Here is a 14,264-nt window from a genome sequence, read left to right on the forward strand (position 1 = left end):
TATTACATACTCCAAAAGATGTTGTACCGAATAGCCTCTCTGTTTATAAACTCTTACTTTCATATTGTCGATATTGAAGAAGGTGCCTTTTATGAGGCACCTTTTAAAATTCTCTCTTCTCATACAATTTCATTGAAACGAAGGCAGATACTATGAACATGCATATTGAACTAACGAATAATAAACTGTTATATAGTTGGATTTGTTCCAGGTTGATTTCAAAGAACATAGTACAAATGGCTGTCGGTGCTATTAGCATGAAAAGCGTAATAAAAATAGCTTTTTTATATGCTAGCCAAAATGATATCGGTAAAGCCAAGCTTAAATATATTAAAATAAAGCTAATACTAGCAACCATTGTCGTTTCAATAAATTCAAATAGGTTAACCCCATTCTTCATTCCCATCGTGAAACAACCGACTATTACACTTATAAAAAGAATAATAATTGCTACTATATATTTCGCATACACAATTTGTTTTCTCAATATTGGTAAACTATTTACTATCACTTCACTCTCATTTTTACTATCTGCTTCAAATGTTTTTACTGTTGCCCCAATTGTAATAATTACTGACATAATTATGAACAGATTTTCCGTATCTGTTAAGGCCATATAAAAGAAAATAGGATACAGTATGTACCAAATTAAAAATTTCCATTGAATGATGAAATCTTTTAAAATTAATTGCTTAATCATGTATTACACCTCCTAACATGAAAATGCCACTTCTATAACTCTGCCTCTTGAAACATTTTCATTGAGAGTAACATTGATATGACTATACTTACTAACACTCCGATACCAAGAACACTCATCGCTACTGTAGCATCCTCAGAGTGAAGTACTTTTAACATAATTGTTTTATCACCAAAAACATTACACATAAGGCCAATCATACCTATTAAAGGAAAAATCATAATTACATACAAGACAGTAGTAGCTTTATTTCCTCCGATGTAATTAGTAGGTATCATTATCACACAATAAATCAAAGTTGCTACTATTGCTGAAAACATTGCATATCCAGGAATGACTATATCTCTGTCCAACAAAATATTTCCTAATATTACGACTATAAAAGTTGTACTCAAACCGACTATAATAAATAATGTAGTTGAAATATATTTAGCTATAACTATCTCTTTTCTCGTTATAGGCAAACTCACTAATACTTTTTCTGTTTTACTTTTTTCTTCATAATAAAAAGAAATATATATAATCATACTACATGTCATAAATAATCCTATTGCAATCCCCATCGGTTCTACAGAATTCCTAAAAATCGATAAAACGGGTATTAAAAAATAGAAAGGAATCATCTTCTTCTGTAAGAAAAACTCCTTCAAAATTAACTGTTGCATATGAATTCTCCTCTCTATAAATCACGGGCTCCATAAATTTTAATTGTTAGAAACATAGAAGCGATATAAATACTAACTAATGTAATGAATCCAACTATAAATACACCAATATGCATAGGATTCATAATCCACTCAATGAATGAAGGTGCTATTCCATTGATCTCATCACTAATAAATATCCAAAGTATCCCTCCGACTCCTATTGAGGCTGCTGATACTATACTTCTTACTACCTTCGACTTTGTACCATAATAACTAGGGAAAAACGTGACAACCAAAAATACGGCGTAAACAGCTCCATTTATTACTTCATACCACGGAATTTCAATGTATAGATTAGGATGATATGCACCGATATCACCGATGACCACAATGCCTCTTATAAGAAAAACAACTAACATCGTAGAGAGCATGCCACCTACAATAAATATTGCACAGGAAATATATCTAGCAATTATGATATCCTTTCGACTTAACGGTAAACTATTTATTACAATGTCACTTTTATTCCTTTCATCCATATAGATTAGCGTCATAACGGAGGAAAGGGTTATAAATAGACAACTCATCGGAAATAACAATTCACTCCCGGGCTCAAGTAAAAAGAACATAAGGGGCATAATAAGATTCACTAACCAAGTTACCCGAAAAAAGAACAAATCTTTATAGATGAGCTGACGCATAGGCACCTCTCCCTTTCGCAGTGTAAACGATAATATCATCTAATGTAGGCTTTTCTAGTACAACCTCATTTCCAAACCAATCGATAATTACTTGTTTATCCTTCGCTAAACCTTCAAAACCAAATTTATTTTTTCGTAATCCAACAAATAGCTCTTTTCCTTCTCGATCCAATAAATCATTACTTCCCTTTACGATTACGTAGCTCTCCATTAATTCATCTTTCTCACCAGTAAATATAATTTCCCCATCGTTGATAAAAGTAATATAATCTGCGATGCGCTCTAAGTCTGTTGTAATGTGCGTTGAGAATAATACAGATACTTCATCTTCCATTACAATTTCTTGCAATATATCAAGCAATTCACTTCGAACAACTGGGTCCAATCCTGCTGTTGGTTCATCCATAATAATAAACTCTGCATGATGCGAAAGCGCGATGGCAATCGCAAATTTCATTTTCATCCCTTTAGATAACTCTTTAATTTTTTTATACTTTGGAACTTGTAATCTCTCCATATACGATTGATACTGACATTCGTCCCACTTTTTATATAGCGGTGCAATAATACGCTTCATTTGTTCACACGTTAAATCTTCGTAGTAATGATTTTCATCATATACAAAGCCGATATTTTGTTTTATTTCCTTTTCTGCTTTCTTATTGTCCTTGCCAAAAATTTGTATATCGCCGCTCTCTTTTCTAATTAAATTCATAATCATTTTGATCGTCGTACTTTTCCCAGCACCATTCGGTCCGACAAATCCCATAATATATCCACGTGGCAGCGTAAAACTTATATTTTTCACTGCAAAATCTTGATATCTTTTACAAACGTTTTTTAGCTCTAACATTCCTTATTCCCCCTCATATAAACACGCAATCATCTGCTGTAAATCTTCAAGTGAAAGCTGCAACACTTTACTTTCTCTCACAATTTCTTCAGCCTTACTTTCCAATAAACGTAAGCGCTGTTCTTTTAATAGTTCATTGTTTTTACGTGAAACATAAGTCCCCTTCCCAGCAACAGTTTCTATATATCCTTCTTTTTCAAGTTCCTCGTACGCACGCTTCGTTGTAATTACACTAATTTGTAATTCCTTCGCTAAGCTACGAATAGACGGCAGTTGGTCTCCCCCCTTTAAACCACCATTTAAAATAAGCTGGCTTAATTGTTTCCTTATTTGTACATAAATAGGGTCTTGGGAAGAATTCGAAATAATAATATTCATGTTTTCCTCCAGTGTGTATATACTGTATATATCTTATATATACAGTATATACACACCATCCTATTTTTGGCAAGAAAAAAAGACCAACATTTTCCTGTTGGTCTTTCGTATATGTATCACTTTTCAAAGCGATCTAACATTTCGTCTCTCATTCCGAAACTAACAACCGCAATTCCTACATACATAAACAGAAGGAATGCCGGATGAACTGTATTGTACCAGCTGCTATCAACAATTAAATAAATCGTTAACGCCACAACAAGAACAAACGCTAAAATAAACATATAAAAGTGTCTTGTACTACCCATGATAAACTCCTCTCTACTCTCTGCACCATTCAACAGTATATTTTATCGAATAATTCGATATGACTCAAGGTTAACTTTCTTTTATGTAATCAAGTTCTACCTTTACAATGTCCTCACATGCTATTGAAATGATTGTTCCTTGTTTATCAATCGCCGTCACTTCTCTATTATCCATTACACGATGTGCTACTCTTTCTAACACTTTTCCTTGGTCTCGATAGCAAAATTCTTTTACATCTTTAATTGTTTCTCCATTTTCTAAATGGTATACCATTCTATAACATCGATATCCCACACTTTCACCCCCGCCTTGCTCGTTTTTTCACATATACATAAAAATGAGTAATTTTTGCCTCATCACATCTTCTTAATTTCAATAAAATTCTAACAAAAATAAATACTTTTATCAAACCGACTTTTTCAACAAAACTACCTATAAAACTACATCTTTACACAATTATGAAACAAAAAATATAAAGTTTTAACATTTTCTTCACTATTTCTGCATAAAGTGAAACTTTAATCAGTAGGGATTTTTGTTCATCCCCACTGATTATTAGCCTTCACCAATCGGGCATTTACGGACAGTTTATCTCCCACCTGGCTTCTTTGCACCAGCTAAGTTTTGAGTTGGGAGTTTTACTGTCCACAAATAGCGGGACAAATTCTCCAAACAAAAAAAGAACCCGCATGTAGCGAGTTCTTTTTTATTCTAATCAAACTTGTACAGGAGCAAGCTTTTCATAACGTAAAACAGGTTTACGAGCAGCCATCGTTTCGTCTAAACGTTTAATAACTGTAGTGTGCGGTGCTTCTTGTACAACTTCTGGATTTTCTTCTACTTCTTTAGCGATTTGAATCATCTTATCAATGAAACCATCTAACGTTTCTTTTGATTCTGTTTCTGTCGGTTCAATCATAATACATTCTTCCACATTTAATGGGAAGTAAATTGTTGGTGGGTGGTAACCGAAATCAAGCAGACGTTTTGCAATATCTAATGTACGTACACCAAGTTTCTTTTGACGACGACCTGATAATACAAATTCATGCTTACAATGTCTATCGAACGGAAGATCATAGAACGGCGCTAATCTTCTCATCATATAATTCGCATTTAATACAGCATACTCAGTTACTGCACGTAGTCCATCTGGACCCATAGAACGAATGTATGTGTATGCACGAACGTTAATACCGAAGTTACCATAGAATGGTTTCACACGCCCAATTGCTTCTGGACGATCGTAATTGAAGTGGTAGCCATTTTCCGTTTTCTCTAAAATTGGTTTTGGTAAGTACGGAATTAAATCCGCTTTCACACCTACTGGACCAGAACCTGGACCACCACCGCCATGCGGACCTGTAAATGTTTTATGAAGGTTTAAATGCACAACGTCAAATCCCATATCTCCTGGGCGCGCTTGGCTTAATACCGCATTTAAGTTTGCACCATCATAGTATAATTTACCGCCTGCATTATGGACGATTTCAGCCATTTCTAAAATATTTTCTTCGAATAGACCTAATGTATTGGGATTTGTTAACATAAGTGCTGCTGTTTCTTCGTTTACAACACGTTTTAAATCTTCTAAGTCAACAAGACCATGTTCATTCGATTTTACTGTAATTGTTTCAAAACCAGCTACAGTTGCAGATGCTGGATTCGTTCCGTGAGCAGAGTCAGGAACAATTACTTTCGTACGGTTAAAGTCACCATTTGCTTCATGGTAGGCACGAATTAACATTAAACCTGTCCATTCTCCGTGTGCACCTGCTGCTGGTTGTAATGTAACAGTATCCATACCTGTAATTTCAATTAAATGCTCTTGTAAGTCGTACATTAATTCCATTGCACCTTGTACTGTCTTTTCATCTTGAAGTGGATGAATATTTGCAAATCCTGCAAAACGAGCTACATTCTCATTAATTTTCGGATTATATTTCATCGTACAAGATCCAAGTGGATAGAATCCAGAATCCACGCCGTGGTTACGGTTTGAAAGTGCTGTATAGTGGCGCATAATGTCAAGTTCAGATACTTCTGGTAGCTCTGCATCTTCTACTCGAATATAATCGCTCTCAAATACATCTTCTAGTTTCACTTCTTCTACATCTAATTTGGGTAAGCTATATCCTACGCGTCCTTCTTTAGTCACTTCAAAAATAAGTGCTTGGTCTTGGTTCTTCATTGGATAGCCCCCATTTCGTTTACAAGTGTGTCAATTTCCTCTTTTGTACGAAGCTCAGTTACTGCTAACAGCATATGATTTTCTAATTCTTTATAATCACGGCCTAGATCATAACCACCGATAATATTCTTTTGTAGTAATGCGTCGTTTACTTCTTTCACTGGACGTTTGCAATCTACAACGAATTCATTGAAGAATGGTCCAGCAAATGTAGCTGTGAAGCCTTTCGCTTCGAATTGACGTTTTGCATATTGTGCTTTAGAAATATTTTGACGTGCCATTTCTTTCACACCTTGTTTTCCAAGTGCCGTCATTGCAACAGAAGCTGCTAATGCATTTAACGCTTGGTTTGAACAAATGTTAGATGTCGCTTTGTCACGACGAATATGCTGTTCACGTGCTTGTAGCGTTAATACAAATCCACGTTTACCATCTGAATCTACCGTTTGTCCGACAAGACGTCCTGGAATTTTACGCATAAATGCTTTCGTTGTTGCAAAGTAACCACAGTGTGGTCCACCAAACTGTGTTGGAATACCGAATGGTTGTGCATCACCGATTACAATGTCAGCACCGAATTTCCCTGGTGGTGTTAATGCGCCTAATGATAACGGATTTGAAGAAACGATAAATAATGATTTTTGTTGATGAACGATTTTTTCAATATCAGCTAACTTTTCAACTTGTCCGAAGAAGTTTGGATATTGAACGATTACACAAGCAACTGTATCGTCTACTTCGCTTTGTAATACGTCTAAATCTGTTACACCATCTTTATGATTAATTTCAACAACTTCTAGATGTTGACCTTTTGCATAAGTTTCAAGTACTGCTCTTGATTCTGGGTGCACTGCACTAGATACAAGAATTTTCTTTTTACGAGTATGGCCAGCCGCTAACATTGCCGCTTCAGCTAAAGCTGTACCTCCGTCATACATAGAAGAGTTTGCTACATCCATTCCTGTTAATTCACAAATCATTGTTTGGAATTCAAAGATTGCTTGTAATTCCCCTTGTGAAATTTCTGGTTGGTATGGCGTGTAAGCAGTATAAAACTCTGAACGAGAAATAACATGATCAACAATTACTGGAGCATAATGATCGTATACGCCTGCTCCTAAGAAAGAAGCATATTCTTTTAAATTAGCATTTTTACCAGCCATTTGAGATAGCTCTTTTAAAAGCTCTGGCTCTGATTTTGCTTCTTTAATTTTTAAATCCCCTTTAAAACGAACACTCTCTGGAATATCAGAGAATAATTCGTCGATCGTTTGAACGCCGATCGTTTGTAACATTTCTTTTTTGTCTTCTTCTGTCATTGGAAGATAACGATGCAACATGAAATCTACCCCTCTCCCCGTTACTTTGAACGTTTATAAAATGGTGTTGGAACAACTACTGCTTTGACGCGTTTATTACGAATTTCAATTTCTACTTCTGTATCAACTGCTGCGTATTTTACATCAATTAGTGCTAAACCAATGCTTTTCTTTAACGTTGGAGATTGTGTACCACTCGTTACTTCCCCGATTTTTTCTTCTCCTACAAATACAGGGTAATGCGTACGAGGAATACCGCGTTCGATCACTTCGATGCCGACTAATTTACGAGATGCACCGTTTTCTTTTTGCTCTTTTAACGTTTCTTTTCCAAAGAAATCTGCTTCTTTGTTTGGTTTTACCGCAAAGCCAATTCCTGCTTCAATCGGTGTAATATCTTTTGATAATTCTTGTCCGTATAACGGAAGTGTTGCTTCAAAGCGAAGTGTATCACGAGCACCTAAACCACATGCTTTTAAGCCCTCTTCTGCTCCAACTTCAAGAAGTTTCTCCCAAAGTTTTGCAGCATCTTCACTCTTACAGTAAATTTCGAATCCGTCTTCACCTGTGTAACCTGTACGAGATACAAGTGCAGGAATTCCATCTACAAGAATATCGTTTTTAAATTTAAAGAACTTAATTTCTTTCAAATCTTCTGACACAACTTTTTGTAAAATGCCTTCTGCTTTTGGTCCTTGAATTGCAAGCTGCGCAACTTCACTAGAAACATTGACTACTTTCGCATCGCCAATTACATGACTTGCTAACCATTCGTAATCTTTCTCGATATTTGATGCATTGATTACTAATAAATAGTCTTCTTCACCACGTTTGTAGATTAATAAATCATCTACTGTACCACCATTTTCGTAGCACATAGCTGTATATTGTGCGCCTCCTACCTTTAAGGTAGATACGTCATTTGTAACAACACGTTGTAAAAATGCTAAACTATCTACACCTTTTACCTCAACTTCTCCCATATGAGACACATCGAACAAACCTGCCGCTGTACGTACAGCTTCGTGTTCTTCTTTAATGCTTGAAAATTGAACTGGTAATTCCCAGCCACCAAAGTCGATTGTTTTCCCACCATACTTCGCGTATACATCAAATAACGGTGTACGTTGTAATGTAATCATGCTCTTTCCCCCTTATGCTCTGACAAATCAATAAAAGTTGCTTCCCATATCTAAACATTTTCATTCTGAAAAGATAGGATATACGGAATCTCACTATATTTTTTTATGAAAGCGTAAATAAAAAAGTACTTTCTTGGATAAAATACGAAAGATTCCACACATTTCACACCATTATCCTAACATCATTCGCTATATTTCATCAATATTCTAGCATAAAAAATAATTTAGAATTTTTCATTCTTAATCTTACTAAATACAACTTTTGAGATTTAATGCTTATTATTGTCTATCATATAGCCTTTAATAACGATAACAAAGCCTTCTTTCAAGGCGAATCATTATACATGTAAAAAATAATTACTTTAACTTATAAAAGGTGGGAGAGTCGTAATGAATGTTGATATTTCCGTAGATCGGACGTGGCAAAACAATTTTTTAAATAGAATTGAAGAAGATGGTCCTTGGACAAACTGGGATTTATACCATTTAGCTTATGAAACAGAAAAATCGTTACTTGTTCCTACTTTCGATGGACTACAAGCACCGAAGCACTTATCCCATTTCACACCGCTTCCTCATCAATTAGAAGTCGCTCAAAATGTTATTGAACAAATGAACGGTAAAGCGATACTAGCCGACGAAGTAGGGCTTGGAAAAACAATTGAAGCTGGACTTATTTTAAAAGAATATATGGTGCGTGGGCTTGTGAAAAAAGTACTCATACTCGTCCCAGCCTCTCTCGTGTCACAATGGGCATACGAACTAAATACAAAGTTTTTCATTCCAGCTGTAGCTCAAAAGAAAAGCTACTCGTGGGAGCAAGCTGACGTGATCGTATCATCAATTGATACTGCAAAACGTTCACCACATCGCGATATCGTTTTGAACTTAGAATATGATCTTATTATTATCGATGAAGCACATAAACTAAAAAATAATAAAACAAAAAACTATGAATTTGCACAGCGATTAAAAAAGAAGTTTTGTTTATTACTAACAGCTACTCCTGTTCAAAACAAGATTGATGAAATTTTCAACCTTGTTTCTTTATTAAAACCAGGACATTTGGGCAATCAATCCAACTTTGAAGAATACTACGCTTCAAAAAATCGTTCAGCCGAATCAGATGAAGACTTAAAAGCTCTCATTAACAAAGTAATGGTCCGAAATAGACGTCATAATACCGGAATTGATTGGCCGAAGAGGCATGTACGTACAATTTTTGTAGAGTTTAATAAAGAAGAGCAAGCTTTATATAATGCAATTGAACACTGGGGAGGACGAGATGCCTTCACATCTGCTTTCTCATCCTTAACATTAAAGCGCGAGGCATGTAGTAGCCGTGAAGCTGTGTACTATTCATTAAAAAAGCATGTAGAAAAACGTCAGAAAGAAAATGAACAATATATAAAAGATCCATATATTGATGTGCTAATGGACAATATTAATCATATTCCATTCAACTCAAAAGCAAATAAAGCTCTTGAGCTTATAAAAGAAATTGACGATAAAGTCGTCATCTTCACGGAATATCGAGCGTCACAAATGTACTTACAATGGTTTTTACAGCAGCACGGCATTTCTTCCGTTCCGTTCCGCGGTGGATTTAAACGCGGGAAAAAAGATTGGATGAAGGAACTTTTCCAAAAACACGCGCAAGTATTAATTGCAACGGAAGCTGGCGGAGAAGGAATTAACTTACAGTTTTGTAGCCATATGATCAATTATGATTTGCCATGGAACCCAATGCGTCTTGAACAAAGAATTGGACGTATTCACCGTCTTGGTCAAAAAAATGATGTTCATATTTATAACTTAGCTACAAAGCATACTGTTGAAGAACACATTTTGAAACTGTTATATGAAAAAATAAATTTATTTGAGCGTGTTATCGGTGAACTCGATGAAATTTTAACAAGAATTAATATGAAAAACATCGATGCGCATATTCAAGAAATTTTTGCGCAATCAAAAAGCGAAGGAGAAATTCGAATTAAGATGGAAAACTTAACATCTATTATCGACTTTGCGAAGCGAAATGAAGCTGAGGTGCAAGGCTATGCAGCAACATGAAATCCATAATTACTTAAACAATTTCTTTGAGGCGAATAACTGCGAAATTTTAGGACGTTCCCCTCACCTATTAGATGTGCAGTTAACAATTGAGATGGATAAATTATTAATGAACCGCCCTTTCTATTGGCACTATCTTGAAAAAACAGGAGGCGTACCGAATCCGATGCGCCTTACTCTTATTACAAATCCAGAAAATGAAGAAAACGATGGCGAACTTATTCACTACGGTTCACCACGACTACATCAAATTTTCCAGACAACGAAAGAATTAGGCTCTTACATACGTTTATATGAGGAAATAAAGCATAACGGGGCAACGCATACACCGCTCCATCCTTGGCTCGGTGTAAATATAAAAGTGTCTTATCAATGTGATCGAAAAAAAGACATCCTTCATTCCATTGGTATTCATCTCATCTCTGGAACAATGATGGCAAATTTTCATGAAACATTAACTAACATTAAACTTACACCGAAAATACCTGACTTTTGTTTTACGCTCTCTCCTATCATTAAGCCTCAAAGCGGCTTACAACGTATAGAGGACGCTTTAAAAAATATAATTGCAGAAGATGATCATGCGTGGGCGAAAGAAGCGAGGGTACGTTGGAATCACGATTTAGATCTTTTAAATCGTTTTTATGAAGATAGTGATGAACTTCCTGAAAGCTATGAAATTGAAAAACAAGCCTTGCAAGAACAATATGAACCACGTATTACAGTGCAAATTATTAACGGTGGCCTCTTTTATGTTACCGCTAATCATTTTCTATCTTAAAAAAGCTCCTTCCGTTTTTAGAAGGAGCTTTTTTTATTTATTTTCTATCCTACTCGCTATCGTCACTACGCTCTTGCTGTTTTTTCTGTGCCATACGTTTCTGCTGTGCACGATCCTTTGCGCTCACATGATTTGCATCAGTTGGAAGGTTTTCTTTCGAACGTCCAATTCCATTGCTCATCTTTCCCACTCCTTTTTACATTTTTCAAAACACATGTTTATTTTCAGCTAGAGTTACAATCCTTATACAAAAAAATAAGAGCAGCCATTGGCTACTCTTACTCACTCACATATTTTTGAAACATATCATGGATGCCTTTATTTACGAGGTTCGAGATCTGTTCGTCAGATTTATTCGGATAACGATCGCGCAATCTGATAGATGCCTTCACCATTAAATTTTCTAATACAGAACGGCCACCTTCTCCATAAATAATTTCAGCATACTTAACAAGCCTTCCATCCTCTACTGTTGCTGGATTATGATTGAAGAAAAATTTACTCATTGTTTCCACCTCTCTCTTTGATAACGTTTACATTTATATATTTTATTTATGTTATTTATTTCACAATATTGTATGCACGTATATTTAATTAGTTTCATTATAAAGCAACATATCGATAGTACATATGTGATTTTCCGTCCATTTTGTGAACAAACCAAAAATGAAAGCGTTTCCTTTATTATATACTAAAAAAACTTACTACGCTAGGGGCAATTTTTTCAATCTACTAATCCCTCAAAAATTGATATATTTTTTCTTTTCCAATCAAACCTTATACAATTTTCAGAAATTATATTATAAAATATATGTATGACTTAAGGAGGATTTGTATGAATCAAAATAAAAAAGCTATATTAGATCTTGTCTTTTATCTCGTAATCCCATTCCTCATTTGGAAATTTGCAAAACCTTATATTGATCCTTATTACGCGATGTTAATTTCCTCTGTTCCGGGGATTATTTATACACTGTATACCTTTAAAAAAGAAAAGCAGTTTAACGTGACAGGATTCTTTATTTTAATTACACTCATTTCTAATACGACGGTAGATTTATTATCTGGATCAGCTGAACGAATGTTGTGGAACGATGCGTATTATCACATCGTACTCGGTATTATCGTCATATGTACAATTTTTATAAAAAAACCACTTATGTTATATTTCGCAGCAGATATTGCAGCACTACAAGGGCATGACCGTGATAAAAGTCGTGAACTGTATCGTGATAGTCGTATATATCCAGCACTACAATATTTAACGCTATTTTTCGGGCTTCAATTTATATTAAAAAGCTTTTTAAAAATTTATTTCATCTCCGTTTTCGGTGTAGATGGCTACGGTGAAATGAGAGCGATTATGACTGCTGTCGGCTGGGGCATTTCAATTTGCATCGGAATAGGGTTCGTATGGGTGAACAATAAAATACATGCGGTTACTGAGGAAAAAGAGTCTGTACAGTAAATGAAAATCCCCTAGTATATAACGCTACTAGGGGATTTTCATTTTGCTAGGCATATGACTAAAAGTTAACTTGATTTTTTCCTTTTATTTTTTACGTTTCGATAAAATAAAGCTGCACTAAGCGGCATAACACCAAACCATTTATTTAAAAATGGCTCTTTTTCAGAGCGGCGTTGTTCTTTCTTTTGTTTACGATCTTCTTTTGGTGCATCCATATATGACACAAACTGCTGCGTCACAAAGCGAACATAATCATTAGTAGACATATTATCATCACCTCTACTTGATTAGTATGTCCACTTTTTTATTCATTAATCTTTTCCTTTAATTCATTCATAATTTGCTTTACTGACTTATTTGTCGTGTCGATATGAATATGTGCCTCTTCATAATACGCTCGGCGCGATTCGAATTTCGTTACAAATGCCTCTATATCTTTCTTCTGAAATAGTGGACGTGTCGTATCTTCACGAAGCCTTTCTGCAATTACATGCGGATCACAATATAAATACACGACAGTCCCGTTCTCTTTCATCCACTTTCGATTTTCCACTCGCTCAATAATCCCTCCACCAGTTGTAATGATTGCATTATGAACTGGTAGTGAACGTAACATCTCACTTTCATATTCTCGAAAAGTTATTTCGCCTTCTTCTGCAAAAATATTTCGAATTGCCTTCTCTTGCTTCTCTTCGATTTTTTGATCTGTATCTACAACATCCATTTGAAGTTCTTTACTTAACGCTTTTCCAATTGTTGTTTTCCCAGCTCCCATATAGCCGGTTATGTATATAGATTTCATTTTCTGTCCTCTCAATCGTCATGTATTAATTGTTATTATAACGAAAGATGCTACTTTGTTTAATAAAAAAACGTTTTGTTCTTCTTATACTAAGAAGAACAAAACGTAACATACTCGCTTTTACCTATAAGTACCTCTTCTCACCCACTGCGTTGCAATCCATTTCTCGCCTTTCGTTACAGGCGCCCCTCCGTGTAACGTAAGCTCATTTAGTGATTGATCTTGATAAAAATACTCAAAGTATACTGCCATTCCCTTTCTAGGGTGTACAGAAAGATTTAATTTCGGGAAGAACGTTTCTCCGCCTTCTTCTACATCATTTAAGTACATTACAAGCGTGCTAATACGATTATTAGCAGCTGATCTACTATGTTCCGCAAAATAATCATAGTGCGCTTTATATTGTTGATCCACTTCATAATTTAAAATGTGCAATCCTTCTCCATGCGTCACCGGAACATTCATGATAGATGAAATACGTTTTTCAATCTTCGAAGTAAGTTCATTCTCTTCCAAAAATGCGCCGCTACTTGTTCGGATATCATTTACATCACGTGCTGAACCAATTGTAGAACGTTTTATTTTATTTTTAGACATTTCAATTAATTCGTTGCATTCTTCGTCACTTATTACATTTCCTAATACGACGATAAGAGGTTCTTCGAATTTCGAAATAATTTGTATTTCCCTATCTTCTGTCATAATCGTATTTCCTTTATGATCAAAAATAGTTTGTTCTTTATTTTCACCTATTTGATTGTTATTTGTCATTTCCCTATTCTCCCTAAAAAAAATGATTGGATAGCATGAATATATCATATTCTTTCTACCTTTCTCTTTTTTGAGAAAATTTAAACTTTTGATCGTTATATTTATCCATTTCCCAAAAGAAATTGAAGC

Annotated in this window: 19 protein-coding genes; 4 read left to right on the forward strand and 15 right to left on the reverse strand. The window is 35.0% G+C overall.

Going from position 1 to position 14,264, the window contains the following annotated elements:
- Window positions 1-103 precede the first annotated feature (103 nt).
- From G9F74_RS03005 to gcvT, 10 genes are all read right to left on the reverse strand, one after another.
- Window positions 104-700, reverse strand: coding sequence for an ABC-2 transporter permease (locus tag G9F74_RS03005; protein ID WP_016109087.1), 597 nt, complete (start codon window positions 698-700; stop codon window positions 104-106).
- A gap of 32 nt (window positions 701-732) precedes the next feature.
- Entirely contained in the window at window positions 733-1,365 is a 633-nt protein-coding gene (locus G9F74_RS03010; RefSeq protein WP_001186575.1) for an ABC-2 transporter permease, read from the reverse strand.
- 14 nt (window positions 1,366-1,379) lie between these two features.
- Complete coding sequence (locus G9F74_RS03015) at window positions 1,380-2,048, reverse strand: ABC-2 transporter permease (protein WP_016109088.1); 669 nt, start codon at window positions 2,046-2,048, stop codon at window positions 1,380-1,382.
- Complete coding sequence (locus G9F74_RS03020) at window positions 2,029-2,901, reverse strand: ABC transporter ATP-binding protein (protein ID WP_000891283.1); 873 nt, start codon at window positions 2,899-2,901, stop codon at window positions 2,029-2,031. Before G9F74_RS03020 ends, G9F74_RS03015 begins: the two co-directional genes overlap by 20 nt.
- A 3-nt stretch (window positions 2,902-2,904) precedes the next feature.
- Window positions 2,905-3,279, reverse strand: coding sequence for a GntR family transcriptional regulator (locus G9F74_RS03025; protein ID WP_001021357.1), 375 nt, complete (start codon window positions 3,277-3,279; stop codon window positions 2,905-2,907).
- Window positions 3,280-3,395: 116 nt separating this feature from the next.
- Window positions 3,396-3,587 (reverse strand): hypothetical protein, encoded by a 192-nt coding sequence (locus G9F74_RS03030; RefSeq protein WP_000535934.1) that lies wholly within the window; start codon window positions 3,585-3,587, stop codon window positions 3,396-3,398.
- Window positions 3,588-3,657: 70 nt separating this feature from the next.
- A complete protein-coding gene (locus G9F74_RS03035; RefSeq protein WP_002039587.1) occupies window positions 3,658-3,861 on the reverse strand; it encodes a DUF3929 family protein in 204 nt (67 codons plus the stop codon).
- A gap of 442 nt (window positions 3,862-4,303) precedes the next feature.
- Window positions 4,304-5,779: an aminomethyl-transferring glycine dehydrogenase subunit 2 gene (gene gcvPB / locus G9F74_RS03040; protein WP_000795710.1), complete on the reverse strand. Its 1,476-nt coding sequence runs from the start codon at window positions 5,777-5,779 to the stop codon at window positions 4,304-4,306.
- The gene (gcvPA, locus tag G9F74_RS03045) at window positions 5,776-7,119 is read right to left on the reverse strand and encodes an aminomethyl-transferring glycine dehydrogenase subunit 1 (RefSeq protein ID WP_000903224.1); all 1,344 of its coding nucleotides are present in this window, start codon (window positions 7,117-7,119) and stop codon (window positions 5,776-5,778) included. Before gcvPA ends, gcvPB begins: the two co-directional genes overlap by 4 nt.
- Window positions 7,120-7,139: 20 nt before the next feature.
- On the reverse strand, window positions 7,140-8,240 hold the full coding sequence (gcvT, locus tag G9F74_RS03050; protein WP_000631761.1) for a glycine cleavage system aminomethyltransferase GcvT: 1,101 nt from the start codon (window positions 8,238-8,240) through the stop codon (window positions 7,140-7,142).
- Between the two features lie 390 nt (window positions 8,241-8,630).
- Here gcvT and G9F74_RS03055 point away from each other — a divergent pair, with 390 nt between their 5' ends.
- Window positions 8,631-10,313: a DEAD/DEAH box helicase gene (locus tag G9F74_RS03055; protein WP_001100044.1), complete on the forward strand. Its 1,683-nt coding sequence runs from the start codon at window positions 8,631-8,633 to the stop codon at window positions 10,311-10,313.
- A complete protein-coding gene (locus tag G9F74_RS03060; RefSeq protein ID WP_001183954.1) occupies window positions 10,300-11,094 on the forward strand; it encodes a YqhG family protein in 795 nt (264 codons plus the stop codon). The genes G9F74_RS03055 and G9F74_RS03060 overlap by 14 nt, the downstream gene beginning before the upstream one ends.
- 49 nt (window positions 11,095-11,143) lie before the next feature.
- On the opposite strand, the gene G9F74_RS29960 is transcribed toward G9F74_RS03060, so the two are convergent.
- Together G9F74_RS29960 and G9F74_RS03065 are read right to left on the reverse strand one after the other, a co-directional pair.
- Window positions 11,144-11,275 (reverse strand): hypothetical protein, encoded by a 132-nt coding sequence (locus G9F74_RS29960; protein ID WP_000064664.1) that lies wholly within the window; start codon window positions 11,273-11,275, stop codon window positions 11,144-11,146.
- A gap of 97 nt (window positions 11,276-11,372) precedes the next feature.
- Window positions 11,373-11,600 (reverse strand): hypothetical protein, encoded by a 228-nt coding sequence (locus G9F74_RS03065; RefSeq protein WP_000032702.1) that lies wholly within the window; start codon window positions 11,598-11,600, stop codon window positions 11,373-11,375.
- Between the two features lie 72 nt (window positions 11,601-11,672).
- Here G9F74_RS03065 and G9F74_RS03070 point away from each other — a divergent pair, with 72 nt between their 5' ends.
- Together G9F74_RS03070 and G9F74_RS03075 are read left to right on the forward strand one after the other, a co-directional pair.
- A complete protein-coding gene (locus tag G9F74_RS03070; RefSeq protein ID WP_073990725.1) occupies window positions 11,673-11,789 on the forward strand; it encodes a GTP pyrophosphokinase in 117 nt (38 codons plus the stop codon).
- Between the two features lie 140 nt (window positions 11,790-11,929).
- A complete protein-coding gene (locus G9F74_RS03075; protein WP_001073100.1) occupies window positions 11,930-12,562 on the forward strand; it encodes a VC0807 family protein in 633 nt (210 codons plus the stop codon).
- A 65-nt stretch (window positions 12,563-12,627) separates the two neighbouring features.
- Here the strand turns inward: G9F74_RS03075 and G9F74_RS03080 are convergent, their stop codons facing one another.
- From G9F74_RS03080 to G9F74_RS03090, 3 genes are all read right to left on the reverse strand, one after another.
- A complete protein-coding gene (locus tag G9F74_RS03080) occupies window positions 12,628-12,828 on the reverse strand; it encodes a YqzE family protein (RefSeq protein ID WP_000106086.1) in 201 nt (66 codons plus the stop codon).
- Window positions 12,829-12,866: 38 nt separating this feature from the next.
- Window positions 12,867-13,364: a shikimate kinase gene (locus G9F74_RS03085; RefSeq protein WP_000836652.1), complete on the reverse strand. Its 498-nt coding sequence runs from the start codon at window positions 13,362-13,364 to the stop codon at window positions 12,867-12,869.
- A gap of 120 nt (window positions 13,365-13,484) precedes the next feature.
- On the reverse strand, window positions 13,485-14,135 hold the full coding sequence (locus G9F74_RS03090) for a 2OG-Fe(II) oxygenase (RefSeq protein ID WP_000183875.1): 651 nt from the start codon (window positions 14,133-14,135) through the stop codon (window positions 13,485-13,487).
- Between the last annotated feature and the right edge of the window lie 129 nt (window positions 14,136-14,264).

Origin of the sequence: Bacillus sp. EKM202B, from assembly GCF_011066025.1 — a bacterium.
Classification (GTDB): Bacteria; Bacillota; Bacilli; order Bacillales; family Bacillaceae_G; genus Bacillus_A; species Bacillus_A toyonensis.

Excerpts from the sequence above, each read along its gene's own strand:
- G9F74_RS03070 (WP_073990725.1), top strand. The coding sequence starts at position 11,673 with ATGCACGTATATTTAATTAGTTTCATTATAAAGCAACATATCGATAGT.
- G9F74_RS03090 (WP_000183875.1), bottom strand. The coding sequence starts at position 14,135 with ATGACAAATAACAATCAAATAGGTGAAAATAAAGAACAAACTATTTTT.
- G9F74_RS03085 (WP_000836652.1), bottom strand. The coding sequence starts at position 13,364 with ATGAAATCTATATACATAACCGGCTATATGGGAGCTGGGAAAACAACA.
- G9F74_RS29960 (WP_000064664.1), bottom strand. The coding sequence starts at position 11,275 with ATGAGCAATGGAATTGGACGTTCGAAAGAAAACCTTCCAACTGATGCA.
- G9F74_RS03025 (WP_001021357.1), bottom strand. The coding sequence starts at position 3,279 with ATGAATATTATTATTTCGAATTCTTCCCAAGACCCTATTTATGTACAA.
- gcvPB (WP_000795710.1), bottom strand. The coding sequence starts at position 5,779 with ATGAAGAACCAAGACCAAGCACTTATTTTTGAAGTGACTAAAGAAGGA.
- G9F74_RS03020 (WP_000891283.1), bottom strand. The coding sequence starts at position 2,901 with ATGTTAGAGCTAAAAAACGTTTGTAAAAGATATCAAGATTTTGCAGTG.
- G9F74_RS03060 (WP_001183954.1), top strand. The coding sequence starts at position 10,300 with ATGCAGCAACATGAAATCCATAATTACTTAAACAATTTCTTTGAGGCG.
- gcvT (WP_000631761.1), bottom strand. The coding sequence starts at position 8,240 with ATGATTACATTACAACGTACACCGTTATTTGATGTATACGCGAAGTAT.
- G9F74_RS03035 (WP_002039587.1), bottom strand. The coding sequence starts at position 3,861 with ATGGTATACCATTTAGAAAATGGAGAAACAATTAAAGATGTAAAAGAA.
- G9F74_RS03005 (WP_016109087.1), bottom strand. The coding sequence starts at position 700 with ATGATTAAGCAATTAATTTTAAAAGATTTCATCATTCAATGGAAATTT.
- gcvPA (WP_000903224.1), bottom strand. The coding sequence starts at position 7,119 with ATGTTGCATCGTTATCTTCCAATGACAGAAGAAGACAAAAAAGAAATG.
- G9F74_RS03065 (WP_000032702.1), bottom strand. The coding sequence starts at position 11,600 with ATGAGTAAATTTTTCTTCAATCATAATCCAGCAACAGTAGAGGATGGA.
- G9F74_RS03080 (WP_000106086.1), bottom strand. The coding sequence starts at position 12,828 with ATGTCTACTAATGATTATGTTCGCTTTGTGACGCAGCAGTTTGTGTCA.
- G9F74_RS03010 (WP_001186575.1), bottom strand. The coding sequence starts at position 1,365 with ATGCAACAGTTAATTTTGAAGGAGTTTTTCTTACAGAAGAAGATGATT.
- G9F74_RS03075 (WP_001073100.1), top strand. The coding sequence starts at position 11,930 with ATGAATCAAAATAAAAAAGCTATATTAGATCTTGTCTTTTATCTCGTA.
- G9F74_RS03055 (WP_001100044.1), top strand. The coding sequence starts at position 8,631 with ATGAATGTTGATATTTCCGTAGATCGGACGTGGCAAAACAATTTTTTA.
- G9F74_RS03015 (WP_016109088.1), bottom strand. The coding sequence starts at position 2,048 with ATGCGTCAGCTCATCTATAAAGATTTGTTCTTTTTTCGGGTAACTTGG.
- G9F74_RS03030 (WP_000535934.1), bottom strand. The coding sequence starts at position 3,587 with ATGGGTAGTACAAGACACTTTTATATGTTTATTTTAGCGTTTGTTCTT.